The organism is Prevotella communis (assembly GCF_022024175.1).
GTDB classification, from domain to species: domain Bacteria; phylum Bacteroidota; class Bacteroidia; order Bacteroidales; family Bacteroidaceae; genus Prevotella; species Prevotella communis.
This window is the reverse complement of record NZ_CP091794.1, coordinates 1,961,970-1,978,732: the sequence shown is the minus strand read 5'-3', so window position 1 is coordinate 1,978,732 and position 16,763 is coordinate 1,961,970. Positions and strand designations below refer to the sequence as shown.

Annotated in this window: 12 protein-coding genes and 1 pseudogene; 6 read left to right on the top strand and 7 right to left on the bottom strand. The window is 50.6% G+C overall.

Annotated elements, in window-relative coordinates; translation table 11 throughout:
* Nucleotides 1-113: 113 nt before the first annotated feature.
* The 4 genes from L6466_RS08090 to L6466_RS08075 form a co-directional block, all read right to left on the bottom strand.
* Nucleotides 114-1,775 (bottom strand): AMP-binding protein, encoded by a 1,662-nt coding sequence (locus tag L6466_RS08090; RefSeq protein ID WP_091818747.1) that lies wholly within the window; start codon nucleotides 1,773-1,775, stop codon nucleotides 114-116.
* A gap of 13 nt (nucleotides 1,776-1,788) precedes the next feature.
* Nucleotides 1,789-3,444 (bottom strand): AMP-binding protein, encoded by a 1,656-nt coding sequence (locus L6466_RS08085; RefSeq protein WP_237796535.1) that lies wholly within the window; start codon nucleotides 3,442-3,444, stop codon nucleotides 1,789-1,791.
* 125 nt (nucleotides 3,445-3,569) lie between these two features.
* Nucleotides 3,570-4,805 carry an ABC transporter permease gene (locus L6466_RS08080; protein WP_237803241.1) on the bottom strand — a complete coding sequence of 412 codons (1,236 nt, stop codon included), beginning with the start codon at nucleotides 4,803-4,805 and terminating at the stop codon, nucleotides 3,570-3,572.
* Nucleotides 4,806-4,846: 41 nt separating this feature from the next.
* A complete protein-coding gene (locus tag L6466_RS08075; protein ID WP_091818744.1) occupies nucleotides 4,847-6,052 on the bottom strand; it encodes a pyridoxal phosphate-dependent aminotransferase in 1,206 nt (401 codons plus the stop codon).
* Between the two features lie 146 nt (nucleotides 6,053-6,198).
* On the opposite strand from L6466_RS08075, the gene L6466_RS08070 reads away from it, so the two are divergent.
* From L6466_RS08070 to recQ, 6 genes and pseudogenes are all read left to right on the top strand, one after another.
* A complete protein-coding gene (locus tag L6466_RS08070) occupies nucleotides 6,199-7,434 on the top strand; it encodes a serine/threonine-protein kinase (protein ID WP_237803243.1) in 1,236 nt (411 codons plus the stop codon).
* A 13-nt stretch (nucleotides 7,435-7,447) separates the two neighbouring features.
* Nucleotides 7,448-7,933, top strand: coding sequence for a DUF4494 domain-containing protein (locus L6466_RS08065; RefSeq protein ID WP_237796651.1), 486 nt, complete (start codon nucleotides 7,448-7,450; stop codon nucleotides 7,931-7,933).
* 44 nt (nucleotides 7,934-7,977) lie between these two features.
* On the top strand, nucleotides 7,978-8,649 hold the full coding sequence (locus L6466_RS08060) for a YggS family pyridoxal phosphate-dependent enzyme (protein ID WP_237803245.1): 672 nt from the start codon (nucleotides 7,978-7,980) through the stop codon (nucleotides 8,647-8,649).
* A gap of 48 nt (nucleotides 8,650-8,697) precedes the next feature.
* Entirely contained in the window at nucleotides 8,698-9,375 is a 678-nt protein-coding gene (locus L6466_RS08055) for a sigma-70 family RNA polymerase sigma factor (RefSeq protein ID WP_091851915.1), read from the top strand.
* Nucleotides 9,376-9,771: 396 nt separating this feature from the next.
* Nucleotides 9,772-10,152 carry a (deoxy)nucleoside triphosphate pyrophosphohydrolase gene (locus L6466_RS08050; RefSeq protein WP_237803247.1) on the top strand — a complete coding sequence of 127 codons (381 nt, stop codon included), beginning with the start codon at nucleotides 9,772-9,774 and terminating at the stop codon, nucleotides 10,150-10,152.
* 27 nt (nucleotides 10,153-10,179) lie between these two features.
* Nucleotides 10,180-11,991, top strand: a pseudogene (recQ, locus tag L6466_RS08045) (DNA helicase RecQ); the annotation flags it as partial.
* Between the two features lie 1,361 nt (nucleotides 11,992-13,352).
* Here the strand turns inward: recQ and hisC are convergent.
* The 3 genes from hisC to hisG all read right to left on the bottom strand — a co-directional run bounded on the left by hisC (nucleotide 13,353) and on the right by hisG (nucleotide 16,647).
* Nucleotides 13,353-14,393, bottom strand: a complete 1,041-nt coding sequence (gene hisC / locus L6466_RS08040) for a histidinol-phosphate transaminase (RefSeq protein ID WP_237803248.1) — start codon at nucleotides 14,391-14,393, stop codon at nucleotides 13,353-13,355.
* 43 nt (nucleotides 14,394-14,436) lie between these two features.
* Nucleotides 14,437-15,723, bottom strand: a complete 1,287-nt coding sequence (gene hisD, locus L6466_RS08035) for a histidinol dehydrogenase (protein WP_237803249.1) — start codon at nucleotides 15,721-15,723, stop codon at nucleotides 14,437-14,439.
* Nucleotides 15,724-15,795: 72 nt separating this feature from the next.
* A complete protein-coding gene (gene hisG / locus L6466_RS08030; protein ID WP_237803250.1) occupies nucleotides 15,796-16,647 on the bottom strand; it encodes an ATP phosphoribosyltransferase in 852 nt (283 codons plus the stop codon).
* Nucleotides 16,648-16,763 lie beyond the last annotated feature (116 nt).

The window sequence follows — 16,763 nt, the reverse complement described above, 5'->3', positions numbered from 1 at the left end:
CGTTTTGATGTTATCAAAAAAAGACTGTTTGCCTGCAAAGTTAGTCTTTCCCAGTCTAAAGACCAAACTTTTTAAGCAAACAGTCTGATATAATCAGCGAAAAGTAGGCTTCCTTACTTGTAGAGGTAGCGCTTGATACTCTTCTTAGGTGTCTTGGCAAACTCCTCCTCGTGGATTTCAATCTCCGAAATCTTCTCGTAGGCAGGCAGCGCCTCGTTCAGCGTGTTACGGTTCTGCTCCATGATACCAGCGAGGTCGTCCATCGTGAAGCCCATGTTCTTGGCCTCGTCGAGGTCGGGGTGTACCAGTGCCACCAGCTTGGTGTCGCGCTGCACCACGATGCTCTCTACCACCATGGCCATAGAGTTCAGCTTGTCCTCAATCTCCTCAGGATAGATATTCTGTCCGTTGGCACCCAGCAGCATGTTCTTCGAACGTCCGTTGATGAATACGTTGCCGTTGACATCCATCGTACCCAGGTCGCCCGTATGATACCAGCCGTCCTTGTCGATGGTCTCTGCCGTAGCCTCCTCGTTCTTGTAGTAGCCCAGCATCACGTTCAGGCCGCGGGCCAGGATTTCGCCAGGAATCGTAGCAGGATCGGGAGAGTCGATCTTCACCTCCATGTGGATTACCGAACGTCCGCAAGAGCCGGGCACGAACGAGTGCCAGTCGCTGTAGCAGATAATCGGGGCACACTCCGTGGCACCATAGCCCACCGTGTAGGGGAAGTTGATGCGATGCATGAACTGCTCCACCTCCTGGTTGAAGGCAGCACCACCGATAATCACCTCGTATACATTGTCGCCAAAGGCCTTGAGCACCTCCTTGCAGATCATCTCGCGAACCTTCATAGAGATGATAGGCATCTGCAGGAGCAGGCGCATGCGGTTGTTCTGAATCTTGGGGAACACCTTCTTGCGGATAATCTTCTCGATAACCAGGGGCACGGCGATGATAATCTTCGGCTTCACCTCGGCAAAGGCCTGCGCGATGATGGCAGGCGACGGGGTGCGGTTCAGGTAGAACACGTGGCAGCCATGCAGGAATTCGAACAGGAATTCGAAGGCCATGCCATACATATGCGCCATGGGCAGAATCGAGATGATGTTATCACCCTTCTTGATCGTAGAGCCCAGCACGTTGCATGCAAAGTCGTAGTTCGACCACAGCGCACGGTAGGGAATCATCACACCCTTTGAGAAGCCTGTGGTACCGCTGGTATAGTTGATCAGGGCCAGCTCGTCAGGACTCTGCTCGATGTAATAGTTGATATGCTCCTGACGGAAGTATTTAGGATACTTCTGTCCATAGAGGGCGTTCAGGTTCTCGCGGGCATAGGTCAGCTTCTCCGAGCGCGACACGATGAGCGAGTAGTCCGTATTGCGGATGATGCCCTCCAGGTGAGGCATCTGCTCTGGGTCGATGATGCCAGCCACATAGTCGCCGGCAAAGAGCAGCTTCGCATCAGAGTGGTTCACGATATTATGAATCTGCTCGGGCATGAATTCGTGCAGGATGGGCACGGCAACGGCACCGTAGGTCAGCGTGGCGATGAAAGCCACAGCCCACTGGCTGCTGTTTCGTCCGCAGAGTGCAATCTTGTCACCTTTCTGTACGCCTGAGTTCTCGAAAAGGATGTGCACCTTCTCTATCTTTCTGGCTACGTCGTGGAACTGCAATGTCTGTCCCTTATAGTCGGTCAGCGCATCTGCATCCCAGTTGGCGATGATACTTTCCTGTATGAGTTTATTAAAACTTGGTATTGTTTCCATATCTTAGATTTGTTTATGCATGATAAAGATAACGCTTGATGCTCTTCTTAGGTGTCTTCTGGAACTCCTCGTCGCGCAGCACGATGCGGCTGATGCGACTGTAGGCAGGCAACTGGGCGTTCAGGTTCTCGCGGTTCTGGTCCATCACGGCCTCCAGTTCCTCCTGTGAGAAGTTCACCACCTCGTCCTGATCGGGATAGATCATTGCCACCAGCTTGTCGCCGTCCTGCACCACCAGACTCTCTGCAATCATCGGCATGGAGTTCAGCTTATCCTCAATCTCCTCAGGATAGATATTCTGTCCGCTGGCACCCAGCAGCATGTTCTTGATACGTCCGCGGATAAAGATGTTCTGCTTCTCATCCATCGTACCCAGGTCGCCCGTGTGATACCAGCCGTCCTTGTCGATGACCTGCTGCGTGGCTTCCTCGTTCTTGTAGTAGCCCAGCATCACGTGCTTGCCGCGTGTGATAATCTCGCCGGGGATGTTCTGCGGGTCGTCGCTCAGGATGCGCACCTCCATGTCGTCCACCGGACAGCCGCATGAGCTGGCGGCAAACTCCTTATGGTCGCGATAGCTGATCAGCGGGGCACACTCCGTGGCTCCATAGCCCACGGTGATGGGGAATCCGATGCTCATCAGGAACTGCTCCACCTCTTTCGACAGGGGCGCACCACCCACGATGACCTCGTAGGCGCGGCCGCCGAAGGCCTCGTACACCTGCTGACAGATGCGGTTCTTCACCTTCGTGGATACGATAGGCATGGCCATCAGCAGTTTCATCTTGTTGGTCTGTATGATGGGGAACACCTTCTTGCGGATAATCTTCTCGATAATCAGGGGTACCGATACCACCAGGGTAGGGCGTACCTCCGTGAAGGCCTGGGCAATCAGCGTGGGCGATGGCAGGCGGTTGAGGAAGAACAGGTGACAACCGTTGCAGAAACCGAACACAAACTCGATGGCCAGACCATACATGTGGGCCATGGGCAGGATGTCGAGCATGGGGTCACCGGCCTTCACTACCGCACCCAGATGGCGCAGACAGAAGGTCAGGTTGCCCATGATGGCGCGATAGGGAATCATCACGCCCTTCGAGAATCCCGTGGTACCGCTGGTATAGTTGATCAGCGCCAGTTCCTCGGGCGAATCCTCGTGATAGCGTACGTGCTCTTTCCTGAAAGCCTTGGGATACTTCTCGCCAAACATCATGTTCAGATGCTCGCGGGCATACGTCAGTTTCTCAGAACGTGATACCATCAATGAGAAATCGGGCAGGAACACGATACCTTCAAGTGCGGGCATCTGCTCAGGGTCAATCTCCTTGGCCACGAAGTCGCCCACGAAGAGGGCCTTGGCGCCAGAGTGGTTCACGATGTTATGGATCTGCTCGGCATTGAATTCATGGAGGATGGGTACTACCACGGCTCCGTAGGTCAGGGTTGCCAGGAAGGTCACGGCCCAGTGGGCAGAGTTACGTCCGCAGATGGCAATCTTGTCTCCTTTCTCAATGCCACAGTTCTCAAAGACGATGTGAAGTTTTTCTATTTTACGGGCTACGTCGTGAAACTGCAACGTCTGTCCCTGAAAATCAGTCAAGGCATCAGCGTCCCAGTTGTTGATGATGGCGTCGTAAATATACTTGTTGAAGCTAATATTTGAGCTCATTGCACAATTTTCAAAATTTTGTGCAAAGGTACGATATTTTTTGCACATTTCAAAAAAAATCGTGCAATTTTTTAGACGTTTTTGTTAATTAAGGAAAAATAGACTAATATGCGCAACTTTTCGAATTATTCGTAGTGCATCGAGCGTGCCGGATGGATGAAAAGTATCAGAATACAGGGCAGCAGAAGTACCACGGCGCACGACATGATTGTCTGCAGATTGATGAGTAGAATCAGCAGCGGATTCAGTTCCATGGGTGCCTCACTCACATAGTATGTCTGGGCATCGAGCGTGATGATGCCCGTGTATTGCTGCAGCAGTACCAGTCCTATGCCCAGCACGTTGCCCCACAGCATGCCGCGCCCGGTAATCATGATGCCATAGTACATGAAAGTACTGATGATGCTGCCGTTGCCTGCGCCCAGTGCCTTCAGGATGCCAATCATCTGCGTGCGTTCCAATATAATAATAAGGAGGCCGCTGATCATGGTGAATCCTGCCAGCGAGACCATGAGTCCCAGGATAATCCACACGTTGACATCCAGCAGTTCCAGCCAGGAGAACACCTGCGGATACACCTCCGTGATGCTGTAGCTCACACTGGTGTTGCCGTCGCGGTCGGTTTGTCCCTTCAGCTCGCGCAGCACGTTCATGTTCGTAGGCTTCAGCTGTTCAAAGTCGTTGACCAGCAACTCGGCACCCGAGCATTGCAGACTGTCCCATCCGTTGAGCCGCTGCGTCACGTACAGGTCCGTCAGGCATATCTGGTCGTCAAAGCGCTTCATGTTGGTCTGGTAGATGCCGCAGATGGTGAACCGGCGGGCACGCACGTCGTCCTGGCCTATGAAGTAGGCAAACAGCTTGTCGCCTGTCTTCACGCGGAGTTTCTTGGCGATGCTCTTCGAGATGACCAGCGGGTATTTGGTCTTTTTGTCCGAGAACTGCGGCAGCGATCCCTCTACCAGGTTCTCGCTGATAAAGGTCGTGTCGTATTCCTGTCCGATACCTTTCAGCATCACGCCCAGGAAGTCCTCGTCGGTCTTCAGGATGCCCTGCGTCATGGCGAAGCGCTCCGCATGGCGCACGCCCTCTACCGCCTCGTAGGCCGCCAGCGTACTGTCATTGATGCAGATGGGGTAGCCCGTAGCCTGCACGTTGTATACCTGTATATGACTGCCGAAGCCCGCCACCTTTTCGCGGATGGCATGTTTGAAGCCCAGCACCACGCTCACCGTGATAATCATCACAGCCAGTCCTATGGCCACGCCGATGGTAGCTATACGAATAGCCGGGCGGCTCACCTTGCGGCGGTCGCCCTTGTCGCTATAAATTCTCTTGGCTATGAATAATGGGAAGTTCACTCTACAGCGGTAGCCGATTTTTCACTTTTCACTCTTCACTTTTACTTTTCCATGACCCTTCCCGGATAAGCCTCCAGTGCCTTCTGCAGCACCACGAGTGCCTTCATCAGGTCCTCCTTCTTCAGCACGTAGGCTATACGCACCTGGTTGATGCCTGCGCCTGGCGTGGTGTAGAAACCGGCTGCGGGAGCCATCATCACCGTCTGTCCCTCGTACTCAAATTCCGACAGGCACCAGCGGCAGAACTTCTCCGCATCGTCAACAGGCAGTTTGGCCACGGTATAGAAAGCGCCCATAGGGATTGGCGAATAGACGCCGGGAATACGGTTCAGTCCGTCAATCAGGCACTTACGGCGCTCCACGTACTCGTCATACACGTCGCGATAGTAGTCCTCGGGTGCATCCAGCGATGCCTCGGCCACAATCTGTCCGATGAGTGGGGGAGAGAGGCGGGCCTGACAGAATTTCATCACGGCTGCGCGTACCTCTTTATTCTTAGTGATCAGCGCACCGATACGGATACCGCACTCAGAGTAGCGCTTCGACACGGAGTCAATCAGGATCACGTTCTGCTCGATGCCCTCCAGGTGGCAGGCCGAGATATAGGGCGAACCGGTGTAGATATACTCGCGATACACCTCGTCAGAGAAGAGATACAGGTCATATTTCTTCACCAGGTCGCGTATCTGGTTCATCTCGCGGCGGGTGTACAGGTAGCCCGTGGGGTTGTTGGGGTTACAGATCATGATGGCACGTGTGCGCTCGTTGATCAGTTCCTCAAACTTCTCCACCTTGGGCAGCGAGAAGCCTTCCTCAATCGTCGTGGCGATGGTGCGTATCTTGGCACCGGCCGAGATGGCGAAGGCCATATAGTTGGCATAGGCAGGCTCTGGCACGATAATCTCGTCGCCAGGATTCAGGCACGACAGGAACGCGAAGAGCACCGCCTCACTACCACCGCTGGTAATGATGATATCGTCGGCCGTGACGTTGATGTTGTATTTCGCGTAGTAGCCCACCAGTTTCTCGCGGTAGCTCTGATAGCCCTGCGATGGTGAGTACTCCAAGATAGAACGGTCTATCTGCTTCAACGCATCCAGTCCCACCTGCGGTGTGGGCAGGTCGGGCTGACCAATGTTCAGGTGATACACCTTCGTTCCGCGTTTCTTTGCGGCAACAGCCAGCGGAGCCAATTTTCTGATTGGCGACTCTGGCATCTCCAGTCCTCGTACTGATATTTCTGGCATCTTGTTTATGTGCTATTTTTATAATTGCGTGCAAAGATACGATTTTCTTCCGACATAACAACAAATAAATCTGAAAAAAACGGCTTTTGCTTGCTCATTTCGGATTTTATGCGTATTTTTGCACGTCAAAATAAAGCGCACATCATATGAATTTCGAGGAAATGCTGAATGTTCAGGAAGGACAGAAACCCCACCGTGAGTCAACCCCGCTGGGCAGTTACTATCGCCGTCAGGTGGATGGTAAATACCGCTATGTCATTGAGTTAAGACCGGAGCTGACCGACAGTATCGTGTTCTGCGAAGCCCTGAAGCAGGAACAGCAGTGGTCTGTGCGCCAGCGTGGCAAGCAGCAGCTCCACTACGAGGTGCATCAGGACAGCAATGACCAGCTCTATGAACTCGAACTGGAGCAGGGACAGTTCCTGACGCTGGCATCTCTCCTCGACCAGAATCCCGCTGCCCTGGCCGGCAAGGGGTTTGTGGACAGCATCGTGAAACCGCTGATTGAGTTTGGTGCCAAGCTCAATGAGGGGGGCGTGTTCCAGCTCTGCTATGCGCCCAACAATATCTTTGTGCGCAAGAGCGACAACCATCCCTTCCTGCTCTCCCATGGCTCGTTCTATAAGGCCATGACCGACCAGAAGGCACTCTTTGCCGGGGCCGAGGACTATGTGGCTCCCGAGGTGCTTGCCGGTGAGGAGGCTACCGGGCGCAGCGATGTCTATTCCCTGGGTAAGCTCATCGCTTTTCTCTACGAGCAGGGCTCCATGCCTTTCGAGTATAAGCAGGTGGTGAAGAAGGCCACGGCCGAGGAGCCCAGGAAGCGCTATAAGTCGCTCGACGAGATGCACAAGGCTATCAGTCAGAAGCGCAGTATGCGACGCTCTGCCGTGCTGATGGCTGCCAGCGTGCTCGTCTCTCTGCTGGCCGTCTATATCTATGTAGACACGCTGCCCGAGGTTACTAACAATATAGAGTTCGTAGAACCGGCTAAACAGCAGACTAATGACCTCTTTAGTAGTGACGAACTGGATGAGGATACGGCATTTCTGGCTGATACCATCGACCTCTCTGACGAGGCGCTGATGCAAAAGGCTGAGATGATTTACCGTAAGCGTTACCAGAAAGCTGCCGATGAGATTCTTTCGAAGGTTTATAACAGCAAACACATGGGGTCGTCTGAGAAAACTTTTATGGCCAATTCTCAGTCTATGGCCGAGGAACTGCTGAAGGTGCAAAAAGAACTGGCTGGCGAGGCTGGCTTGCCCGACGGTCTGGCTGGCCGCATCGGTCACGAGATCGTGGAGCAGCTCACCCAGCAGAAGCAGAAGGGACTCAGCCGTCATGGCTATATCAAGGCAAAGGAAAATGATAATAAATAGATAAAAGAAAATGATGAGAAGTAGAACAGCAACATGGTTTGAATGCAAGATTCGTTACGAGAAGACAATGGAAGATGGTATGCAGAAGAAGGTCACCGAGGCTTATGTGGTGGATGCCCTGAGCTTCAGCGAGGCCGAGGAGCGTATCATCGAGGAGATGTCTTCATATATCAGTGGTGAGTTCAATGTCACCGACATCAAGAAGGCGCCTTATGGCGAGATCTTCTTCAGCGACCAGGAGATGGCCGACCGCTGGTACAAGGCAAAACTGCAGTTTATCACGCTCGACGAGAAGACTGAGAAGGAGAAGCGCTCTAACGTGAACTACCTGGTTCAGGCCGGTTCGTTCAATGGTGCCGTGAAAAACCTGGAAGAGGTGATGGGTGGCACCATGATCGACTATTCTATCGTCAGCGTCAACGAGACCACGCTCATGGATGTTTTCGAGCACCTGGCAAAGGCCAGTAAGCAGGACGATAAACCCGAATACGAAGGGTAAAGGGAATAGTGAAAAGTGAAAAGTGAAAAATTTGCTACCGCTTTATGTATCCTGTTAAAGAGAAATTAAACGAAGTGCGTCAGTCGCTCCCTCAGGGGGTGCAGCTCGTGGCTATCAGTAAGTTCCACCCCGAGGAGTATATTACTGCGGCCTACGAGGAGGGCCAGCGCATCTTTGGCGAGAGCCACGAGCAGGAACTGTCCCGCAAGGTGCAGTCGTTGCCCAGCGATATCGAGTGGCATTTCATCGGTCATCTGCAGACCAACAAGGTGAAGTATATCGCCCCTTATATCTCGATGATCGAGGCGGTGGACTCGCTGAAGCTGTTGCGCGAAATCGAGAAACAGGCTGCCAAGGCCGGTAGGGTGGTGCGCGTGCTGCTGGAACTGCATATCGCTGAGGAGGCTACGAAATACGGACTCACCCTCGATGCCTGCCGCCAGCTGCTGGCCGATGGCGAGTGGCGACAGATGGAGCACGTCCAGATCTGCGGACTGATGATGATGGCTTCGAATGTGGACGACGAGGCGCAGATAGCGCAGGAGTTCCAGACGGCTGCCCGTTTCTTCGACGAGGTGAAACAGCAGTATTTCGCTACCGACGATGCCTTCTGTGAGCGCTCCTGGGGCATGAGCCACGACTACCACATCGCTGTGCAAAACGGTTCCACCATGGTGCGTATCGGTACCACCATCTTCGGACCAAGAGTTTATTAGACTATCGTCTTGACTCCTTAACTCCTTAACTCCTTTAACTCCTAAAAGATGGAAGATAGCATACTGAATAAATACCTCGACGAGATTGGTCGCGAGCAACTGCTCTCCGAAGAGCAGGAGGCCCGCCTCTCGGCTCGTATCCTTCAGGGCGACGAGCGGGCGCTGAACCGCCTGATCGAGGCCAACCTGCGTTTCGTCGTTGTCATTGCCCGCCAGTATCAGGGACAGGGCCTGTCTATGGAAGACCTCGTCAGCGAGGGCAACCTGGGTCTAATGAAGGCTGCACGTAAGTTTGACGCCACGCGCGGACTGCGATTCGTCAACTATGCCGTGGTCTTTATCCGTCAGCAGATAGAGAAGGCGGTGCGCAAGGAGAGCGACGAGCAGCGTGTGGAGAGCACCCGCGACGGACAGACGCGTTCGGTGGATGCCCCACTGGGTTCCAAGGCCAATGTCAGTCTGCTGTCCGTACTGGTCAATGCCGACTCCCCACAGGCCGACCAGCGTGTCTATAATGCCAGTCTGGAGGATGCCATCGAGCGTTCGCTGCAGACGCTCAACGAGCGCGAGACCGTCGTCGTCAATGCCTACTTCGGTATTGGTGAGGAGCGTCAGACCATGGCCGAGATAGCCGAGCGCATGTCGTTGAAGCGTGAGCGTGTGCGCCAGATACGCGACCGCGCCGTGCGGCGCCTGAAGAAAAACATGAAGTTATTCCGAAAGTAAACATAGAAAGGCTCCTGAAGCACTTGCGCTTCAGGAGCCTTTTTTAATGTTTAATATTTAATGTATTCATAATACCCCCAAAAACGTCACTCGAGTGAATTCATCGAATTAGCTAGCTCAAGTCATGAAATCACTCGGGTCATTTCATGATTTCAGCTATATAGATATTCCGCTACATTTTCAGTCCTCTTTTTCTTTAATTCTCCTTCTTTTTCCACACCAACCCTTTTTTTCTTCGAAAGGGTAATAATATCTTGAAATATCCAATTGAAATTACAACAATCTCATAAAGTTTTTGTAACTTTGCGGTGCAAAGCCAATGGAAATTATATGGCGATTGAAAACACCAATGCCAGCATCAATGTTGAATATAGCAAAACATAGGTCAGTAGGATAATGAAACACATAGAAGTTGTAGCAGCAATTATACATGATGACGAAGGTCGCATCTTTGCCACTCAGCGAGGATATGGTGACTATAAAGACGGTTGGGAATTCCCGGGCGGAAAGATGGAAGCTGGGGAAACACCTGAGGAGGCGCTGAAGCGTGAGATATGGGAAGAGCTGGAAACGAGAATCGTGGTGGAACGGTTGGTGCAGACCGTGGAATATGATTACCCGCAGTTTCATCTCACCATGCATTGTTTTTGGTGTCACGTAGAGAGCGGAAGTCTGACGCTGAAAGAGCATGAGGCGGCGAAATGGCTATATAAAGATCAACTGGACAGTGTAGATTGGCTGCCAGCGGATGTGATTGTTGTTCAAACGATTAAATAATAATTGTAATTATCGAGCGAGACAAGTATGTATAATATAAAACATGCGTTAAAATCGTATTTTGGTTACGACTATTTTAGACCCTTACAGGAAGATATTATTAATCACGTGCTCCAGAGAAAGGATTCGCTAGTACTAATGCCGACAGGTGGTGGTAAATCGATTTGTTTTCAAATCCCAGCTTTGATGATGGAAGGAACGGCTATCGTCATTTCGCCACTTATCTCGCTGATGAAGGATCAAGTCGAATCATTACGAGCTAATGGAATTGCTGCGGAGGCACTTAACAGTGCCAATGATGAGATTTCAAATCGACAGATTGCTGAACGATGTTTACGGGGTGAAATTAAACTTCTATATATTTCGCCTGAGCGATTGATGGTAGAATTGAGGTGGATGCAAACCATGTTGAAAGTATCGCTTTTTGCTATTGACGAGGCACATTGCATCTCACAATGGGGACATGACTTCAGACCAGAATACACACAATTGGGTAATCTGCATGAGTTATTCCCAGATGTGCCTATCATGGCACTTACAGCCACTGCTGATAAGATAACCAAAACCGATATTATTGAACAATTACATCTCAAGGAACCAGAAATCTTTATCAGTTCTTTTGACCGACCGAATTTGAGTCTGGACATTAGAAGAGGATATACGGCCAATGAGAAAATCCGCACAATTTTGGGTTTGATACATCGTCATCAAGGAGAAAGTGGTATTATCTATTGTCTAGCTAAGAAAACCACCGAGAAGGTTGCCGAGAAACTTAAGAAAGAGGGTGTTTCTGTGGGTGTATATCATGCCGGACTACCAACAGACGAACGCAATCGTGTACAAGAGGATTTTATCAATGACCGCATCCAGGTGGTCTGTGCGACGATTGCTTTTGGAATGGGCATTGACAAAAGTAATGTGCGTTTTGTTGTTCATTATAATCTGCCAAAGAGCATAGAAAACTATTATCAGGAAATAGGACGTGGTGGTCGTGATGGACTGCCTTGCGAGACAATCCTATTTTATAATCTCCAGGACATTATTACTTTACGCCGTTTTGCTGAGGAAAGCGGACAGCGGGATATCAATATGGAAAAACTACAACGAATGCAGGAATATGCCGAAGCGCAGGTTTGTAGACGACGTATTCTGCTGAATTATTTTGGCGAGATATGTGACAAAGGCTGTGGAAACTGTGATGTTTGCAATAATCCGCCATCGACTTTCGACGGGACAGAACTCGTACAAAAGGCACTTTCTGCTATACTCAGAACGGGCGAACAGGTTGGTCTTACGTTGACTATCGATATTCTGCATGGAAACTTCTCACCAGAAGTTGTATCTCGTGGTTATGCTCAGATTAAAACCTTTGCAGCAGGAAGAGAAGTTCCTGTTAGAGACTGGCATGACTATTTGCTTCAGATGTTGCAGATGGGATATATTGAAATTGCTTACAACGAAGACAATCATTTGCATGTAACCCCACTTGGCTATAATGTTCTGTGCGGGAAAGCTAAAGTACAACTGATTGTTATCGGCCGTAGAGACTATAACGTAAAAGATGTTCGTTGCGAGGTGATGAAAGAACATGTCTCAGCGGAGACCAATACAGACCAAAGTGAAAAGTTGGAGTTGCTTAAACATTTGAAGATGCTGAGAAAAGAAATCGCCGATGAAATGAATAGTCCAGCATTTGTTGTGATGTCTGATAAGACACTTATGGCACTTGCTACCGAGAGGCCCACAACTCTTGCCTCCTTTGGTAATATATATGGTATTGGTAAACATAAGAGAGATACTTATGGAGAACGATTTATTACGGTCATAAAACAATATGTCCCAACGGAGAATATTATTCCTACCAAGGACGAGACAGGAAAAACGGTCTTGATAGAAAGAGAAAAAGAAGATAAGGGAGAAGTCCACAAGTCTAAAGATTCTATTGTGGAGGACAAGCAGAAAAAACACAAGAATAGAATCGTTATCCATGGAAGAACTTATGATATAGACTTGGATATCTGGCATTCGATAGAATGGCGCAAGATATTAAAGGAAATATCAGAGAAAGCTTATTGGAATTATAAGGGTAAGCTAGTGATTCGTTTGAGTGATTATCTTTCTACAGACGCAATAAAACGCGAGCGGATTATCGCAACACTATGCCATATTTTAAAAGAAGGATATGGTATGACTGTTGATGAGCAAGCTGGTATGGTGATTATTGCACAAAAATATGATTACGATAGATATGGAAAAATAGTTTCGCTCCCTTCAGGTTCCTTCTTCGAGGTTCTTTCTCGTTTCCGTTTATTTGTGATTCGGAATAAACGTTTTCCATTCATGGATGGTGATTATAATGAAATTGCTCTAAGAAAGTGGTATCGAGAAGTTGGACATGGACTCATCACCATTACTGATGAAGAAAAGATTCTATTCGATAATCTGAGTACAGAGTTTGTTGACGTTCCTAGGAATAGAAGTCAATTAGAAAGTCTCAAAGAGAGAGATACTAATTCTTAGCCTGCTTTCTTGCTATTGCTCAGCTTCTCATTGCTTCATTACTCTATGGTTTTTAAGTCGTTACTCTATGGTTTACGATGTGTTAACCTATGGTTTACGATGTATAAGTCTGTGGTTTACTATTTGGACAGTGGACAGTATGGACAGTGAAAAATAGAAAGTTTATCGCGTACGTCTGCGCGCAGACGTACGCGAGAGGATTTCTGAAAACCACTGTCCTCACTGTCCACTGTCCATGTTAATATGTTATATTGTTCTTGCGTCATTAAAACTAGTTATTCTGTCTAACCCTACAAAGTTACAATAATTTTATCTTTTTGCATCCTTTTTATTTCAGTTTGTGTCACAACTCTGTATGGTCATAAAAACGCGGAAATCTCCTGTGTATAGGCTATGCGAATCAGATTCTGATGCAATTAAATTCATGTCACAACTTTTTTGTGTTTTCACTAATTCAGCTTCTAGCCTGCTCTTAGGCAGCAATCACTCTGCTCCTAGGCTGCTCCTAGGCTGCTCCTAGGCTGCTCCGTGGAGCACTCACGAGCGAGGCTAGAAGCAGGCTAGAGTATGGCTAGAGTATGGCTGAAGGCTGAGGGCTGAAGGCTGAAGATGTAAGATGTAAGATAAACAAAAAGCGCATCCGGGAGGGGTGCGCTTTTTGTTGTTATAGAGGGGGAATATTATTTGTACTGACGGAGGGCACCTATCAGCTCGCTGTTCTCGTTGCGGGTGCCGATGGTGATGCGCAGGCAGTTGTTGCAGAGCTGCACGCGGGTGCGGTTGCGCACGATGATGCCCTGGCTGACCAGGTAGTCGTAGATGCGCTGGGCATCCGTGACCTTTGTCAGGAAGAAATTGGCATTGGTGGGATATACCTTCTCGCAGATAGACAGTTGGCTGAAGGCCTGCATCATACGGGTGCGCTCCTGCATGATGAGCTGTCCCCAGCGGTCTACCTCGTCGGGGTCGCTCAGCACCTTGATGGCCTGCTGCTGTGAGAGGAGGTTGACATTATAGGGATACTTCACCTTGTTGAGGATGTCGATGATGGCGGGTGAGGCGAAAGCCATGCCCAGGCGGATAGCGGCAGAGGCCCATGCCTTGCTCAGGGTGTTGAGCACCACGAGGTTGGGGTAGCGGGGCAGTTCGAAGCGCAGGGGACGCTGCGAAGAGAAGTCGCTATAGGCTTCGTCGACCACGACAAGGCCTTCGAAACCGTTGAGCACCTTCACAATCTCGTCGCGGTTGATATCATTACCGGTGGGGTTGTTGGGGCTGCAGATCCAGATAACCTTGGTGTGGGCGTCGCAGGCTGCGAGGAGCTTGTCGGCTGTAATCTGGTAGTTCTCGTCGAGCAATACGGGACGATACTCCACATCGTTGATATCGGCACATACCTTGTACATGCCGTAGGTGGGCTCGATAGCCACCACATTATCTTCCTTGGGTTCGCAGAAGCAACGGTACATCAGGTCGATGGCCTCATCGCTGCCATTGCCCAGGAAGGTGTAGGCTGTAGGAATGCCCTTGACCTTCTCGATGAGCTTCTTTACTTCCAGCTGTAGAGGGTCAGGATAGCGGTTCAGGTTGTCTATGCCGTAGGGGTTCTCGTTGGCATCCAGGAACACGGTGGCCGTGGTGCCAGAGAACTCGTTGCGCGCACAGCTATAGGGCGCAAGATTCCAAATATTCTTTCGAGTCAGTTTTTCAAGACTAAACATAATTCTCAATAATTAGTTGTAGCGGTAGCCAATTTTTCACTATTCACTTCTCGATTGCGTTCAATCGAACGCTCATCGCATTCTTGTGGGCATCCAGCTGTTCGGCACCTGCCATCAGTTCTACGGCACGGCCAATCTGGCGTACGCCCTCTTCGGTGAGATGCTGGAAGGTGATCTTGCGGCAGTAGCTGTCGAGATTGACGCCGCTATAGGCCGTGGCATAGCCGTGGGTAGGCAGCGTGTGGTTGGTACCGCTGGCATAGTCGCCGGCACTCTCGCAGGCATACTGTCCCAGAAAGACGCTACCGGCATTGATGACCTGAGCAGCCATCTCGTCGTAGTTCTTGGTCTGAATAATGAGATGTTCGGGCGCGTAGGCGTTAGAGAGCGCCATCATCTCGTCGGCAGAGGCAACAAGCACCATGCGACTGTTCTCGAGTGCCTTCTGGGCAATCTCCTTACGGGGCAGGAGGTTGAGCTGGCGTTCCACCTCGGCCTGAACCTGCTGCATCATGTCCTCGGAGGTGCTTATGAGCAGTACCTGGGAGTCGATGCCGTGCTCAGCCTGTGAGAGGAGGTCGGCAGCCACGAAGGCAGGATTAGCGGTCTCGTCGGCCAGGACGCAGACCTCACTGGGACCGGCAGGCATGTCGATAGCCACCTCTCCCAGCGATACCTGTTGCTTGGCAGCCATCACATACTGGTTGCCAGGACCGAATATCTTGAAGACCTTGGGCACAGACTGTGTGCCGTAGGCCATGGCGCCGATAGCCTGAACGCCACCAGCCTTGAAAATCTTGCTGACGCCAGCCACACGGGCTGCTACGAGGATGGCGGGATTCACCTTGCCCTCGCGGTTGGGAGGCGTGCAGAGTACTATCTCACGGCATCCGGCAATCTTGGCAGGCGTGGCCAGCATGAGGACGGTAGAGAAGAGTGGGGCGGTGCCTCCGGGGATATACAGTCCTACTTTCTCGATTGCGACACTCTTCTGCCAGCAGGTCACACCCTCACGCGTCTGAATCTTATGGCCTTCGAACTTCTGGGCAGCATGGAACTGATGGATGTTTTCATGGGCCAGCACGATGGCGGCTTTCAGTTCCTCACTAACCAGGCGCTCGGCCTCGTCGATTTCAGCCTCTGTGACAGCCAGGGATGTGAGCACGGCATGGTCGAAGCGCTCTTCATATTCCTTCACGGCTTCGTCACCCCTTGTGCGCACATCGGTGAGCACGGTATTGACCGTGGCCTGCAGCTGTGTGATGTCCAGATGTGGACGCTGGCAGATTTCTGCCCATTCTTCCTGTTTGGGATATTTGATAATGTTCATCTCTGCGGTAGCAAATTCTTCACTTTAAAAGCGGTAGCAAATTTTTCACTTTTCACTTTCCCCTATACCCTTCTAGAGGATCATCTTCTCGATTGGTGTCACCAGAATGCCCTGAGCACCCAGTTCCTTCAGCTGGCCGATGATCTCCCAGAAACGCTTCTGGTCGAGCACGGTGTGTACTGAGCACCACTCCTCGTCGGCCAGAGGAATGATGGTGGGACTCTTCAGACCAGGCAGCACGCTGATGATCTCCTGCAGACGGGCCTTGGGAGCATTCATCCGTACGTATTTCTTGTCCTCAGCCTCACGAACGGCCTCGAAACGGAACAGCATCTGGTTGAGCAGGTCTTTCTTCTCCTGACTCATGCCGGGGTGGCCAATGAGCAGAGCCTCGCTCTTCATGACAATCTCTACCTCACGCAGGTTGTTGCTGACCAGTGTAGAGCCGCTGCTCACGATATCGAAGATAGCATCGGCCAGTCCGATGCCCGGGCTAATCTCTACGCTACCGGTGATTACGTGGATTTCGGCATTGATTTGATTATCGGTCAGAAATTTCTTCAGGATGACGGGATAGGACGTGGCAATGGTCTTGCCGTTGAACCACTCAAGACCTTTGTAGTCGATATCCTTGGGGATAGCCAGCGACAAACGGCACTTGCTGAAACCCAAACGAGAGATGATGTCGGCCTCGGCACCCTTCTCCACAAATTCGTTCTCGCCAACAACGCCGATGTCTGCTACACCAGAGGCAACACTCTGGGGAATATCATCATCACGCAGATAGAGTACCTCTAAGGGAAAATTGGTTGCCTCGACCAGCAGCGTACGTTTGCTGGCACTTACTTTGATGTCGGCCTCACTAAGCAACTGCATCGTGTCCTCGAAGAGGCGGCCTTTTGATTGTACTGCAATTCTAAGCATATTCTTTTTTACCTTTTTACCTTCTTCTTAATATATTCGTTTGCAAAATTACTGTTTTTTTCTTTAATTTGCAATAAAATGCTTACTTTTGCACCAAAATAACGACTTTTTTGGTA

Bases quoted from the DNA above. Each gene is read 5' to 3' on its own strand.
- L6466_RS08090 (WP_091818747.1), bottom strand. From the start codon at position 1,775: ATGGAAACAATACCAAGTTTTAATAAACTCATACAGGAAAGTATCATC.
- L6466_RS08085 (WP_237796535.1), bottom strand. From the start codon at position 3,444: ATGAGCTCAAATATTAGCTTCAACAAGTATATTTACGACGCCATCATC.
- L6466_RS08075 (WP_091818744.1), bottom strand. From the start codon at position 6,052: ATGCCAGAAATATCAGTACGAGGACTGGAGATGCCAGAGTCGCCAATC.
- L6466_RS08070 (WP_237803243.1), top strand. From the start codon at position 6,199: ATGAATTTCGAGGAAATGCTGAATGTTCAGGAAGGACAGAAACCCCAC.
- L6466_RS08065 (WP_237796651.1), top strand. From the start codon at position 7,448: ATGAGAAGTAGAACAGCAACATGGTTTGAATGCAAGATTCGTTACGAG.
- L6466_RS08060 (WP_237803245.1), top strand. From the start codon at position 7,978: ATGTATCCTGTTAAAGAGAAATTAAACGAAGTGCGTCAGTCGCTCCCT.
- L6466_RS08055 (WP_091851915.1), top strand. From the start codon at position 8,698: ATGGAAGATAGCATACTGAATAAATACCTCGACGAGATTGGTCGCGAG.
- L6466_RS08050 (WP_237803247.1), top strand. From the start codon at position 9,772: ATGAAACACATAGAAGTTGTAGCAGCAATTATACATGATGACGAAGGT.
- hisC (WP_237803248.1), bottom strand. From the start codon at position 14,393: ATGTTTAGTCTTGAAAAACTGACTCGAAAGAATATTTGGAATCTTGCG.
- hisD (WP_237803249.1), bottom strand. From the start codon at position 15,723: ATGAACATTATCAAATATCCCAAACAGGAAGAATGGGCAGAAATCTGC.
- hisG (WP_237803250.1), bottom strand. From the start codon at position 16,647: ATGCTTAGAATTGCAGTACAATCAAAAGGCCGCCTCTTCGAGGACACG.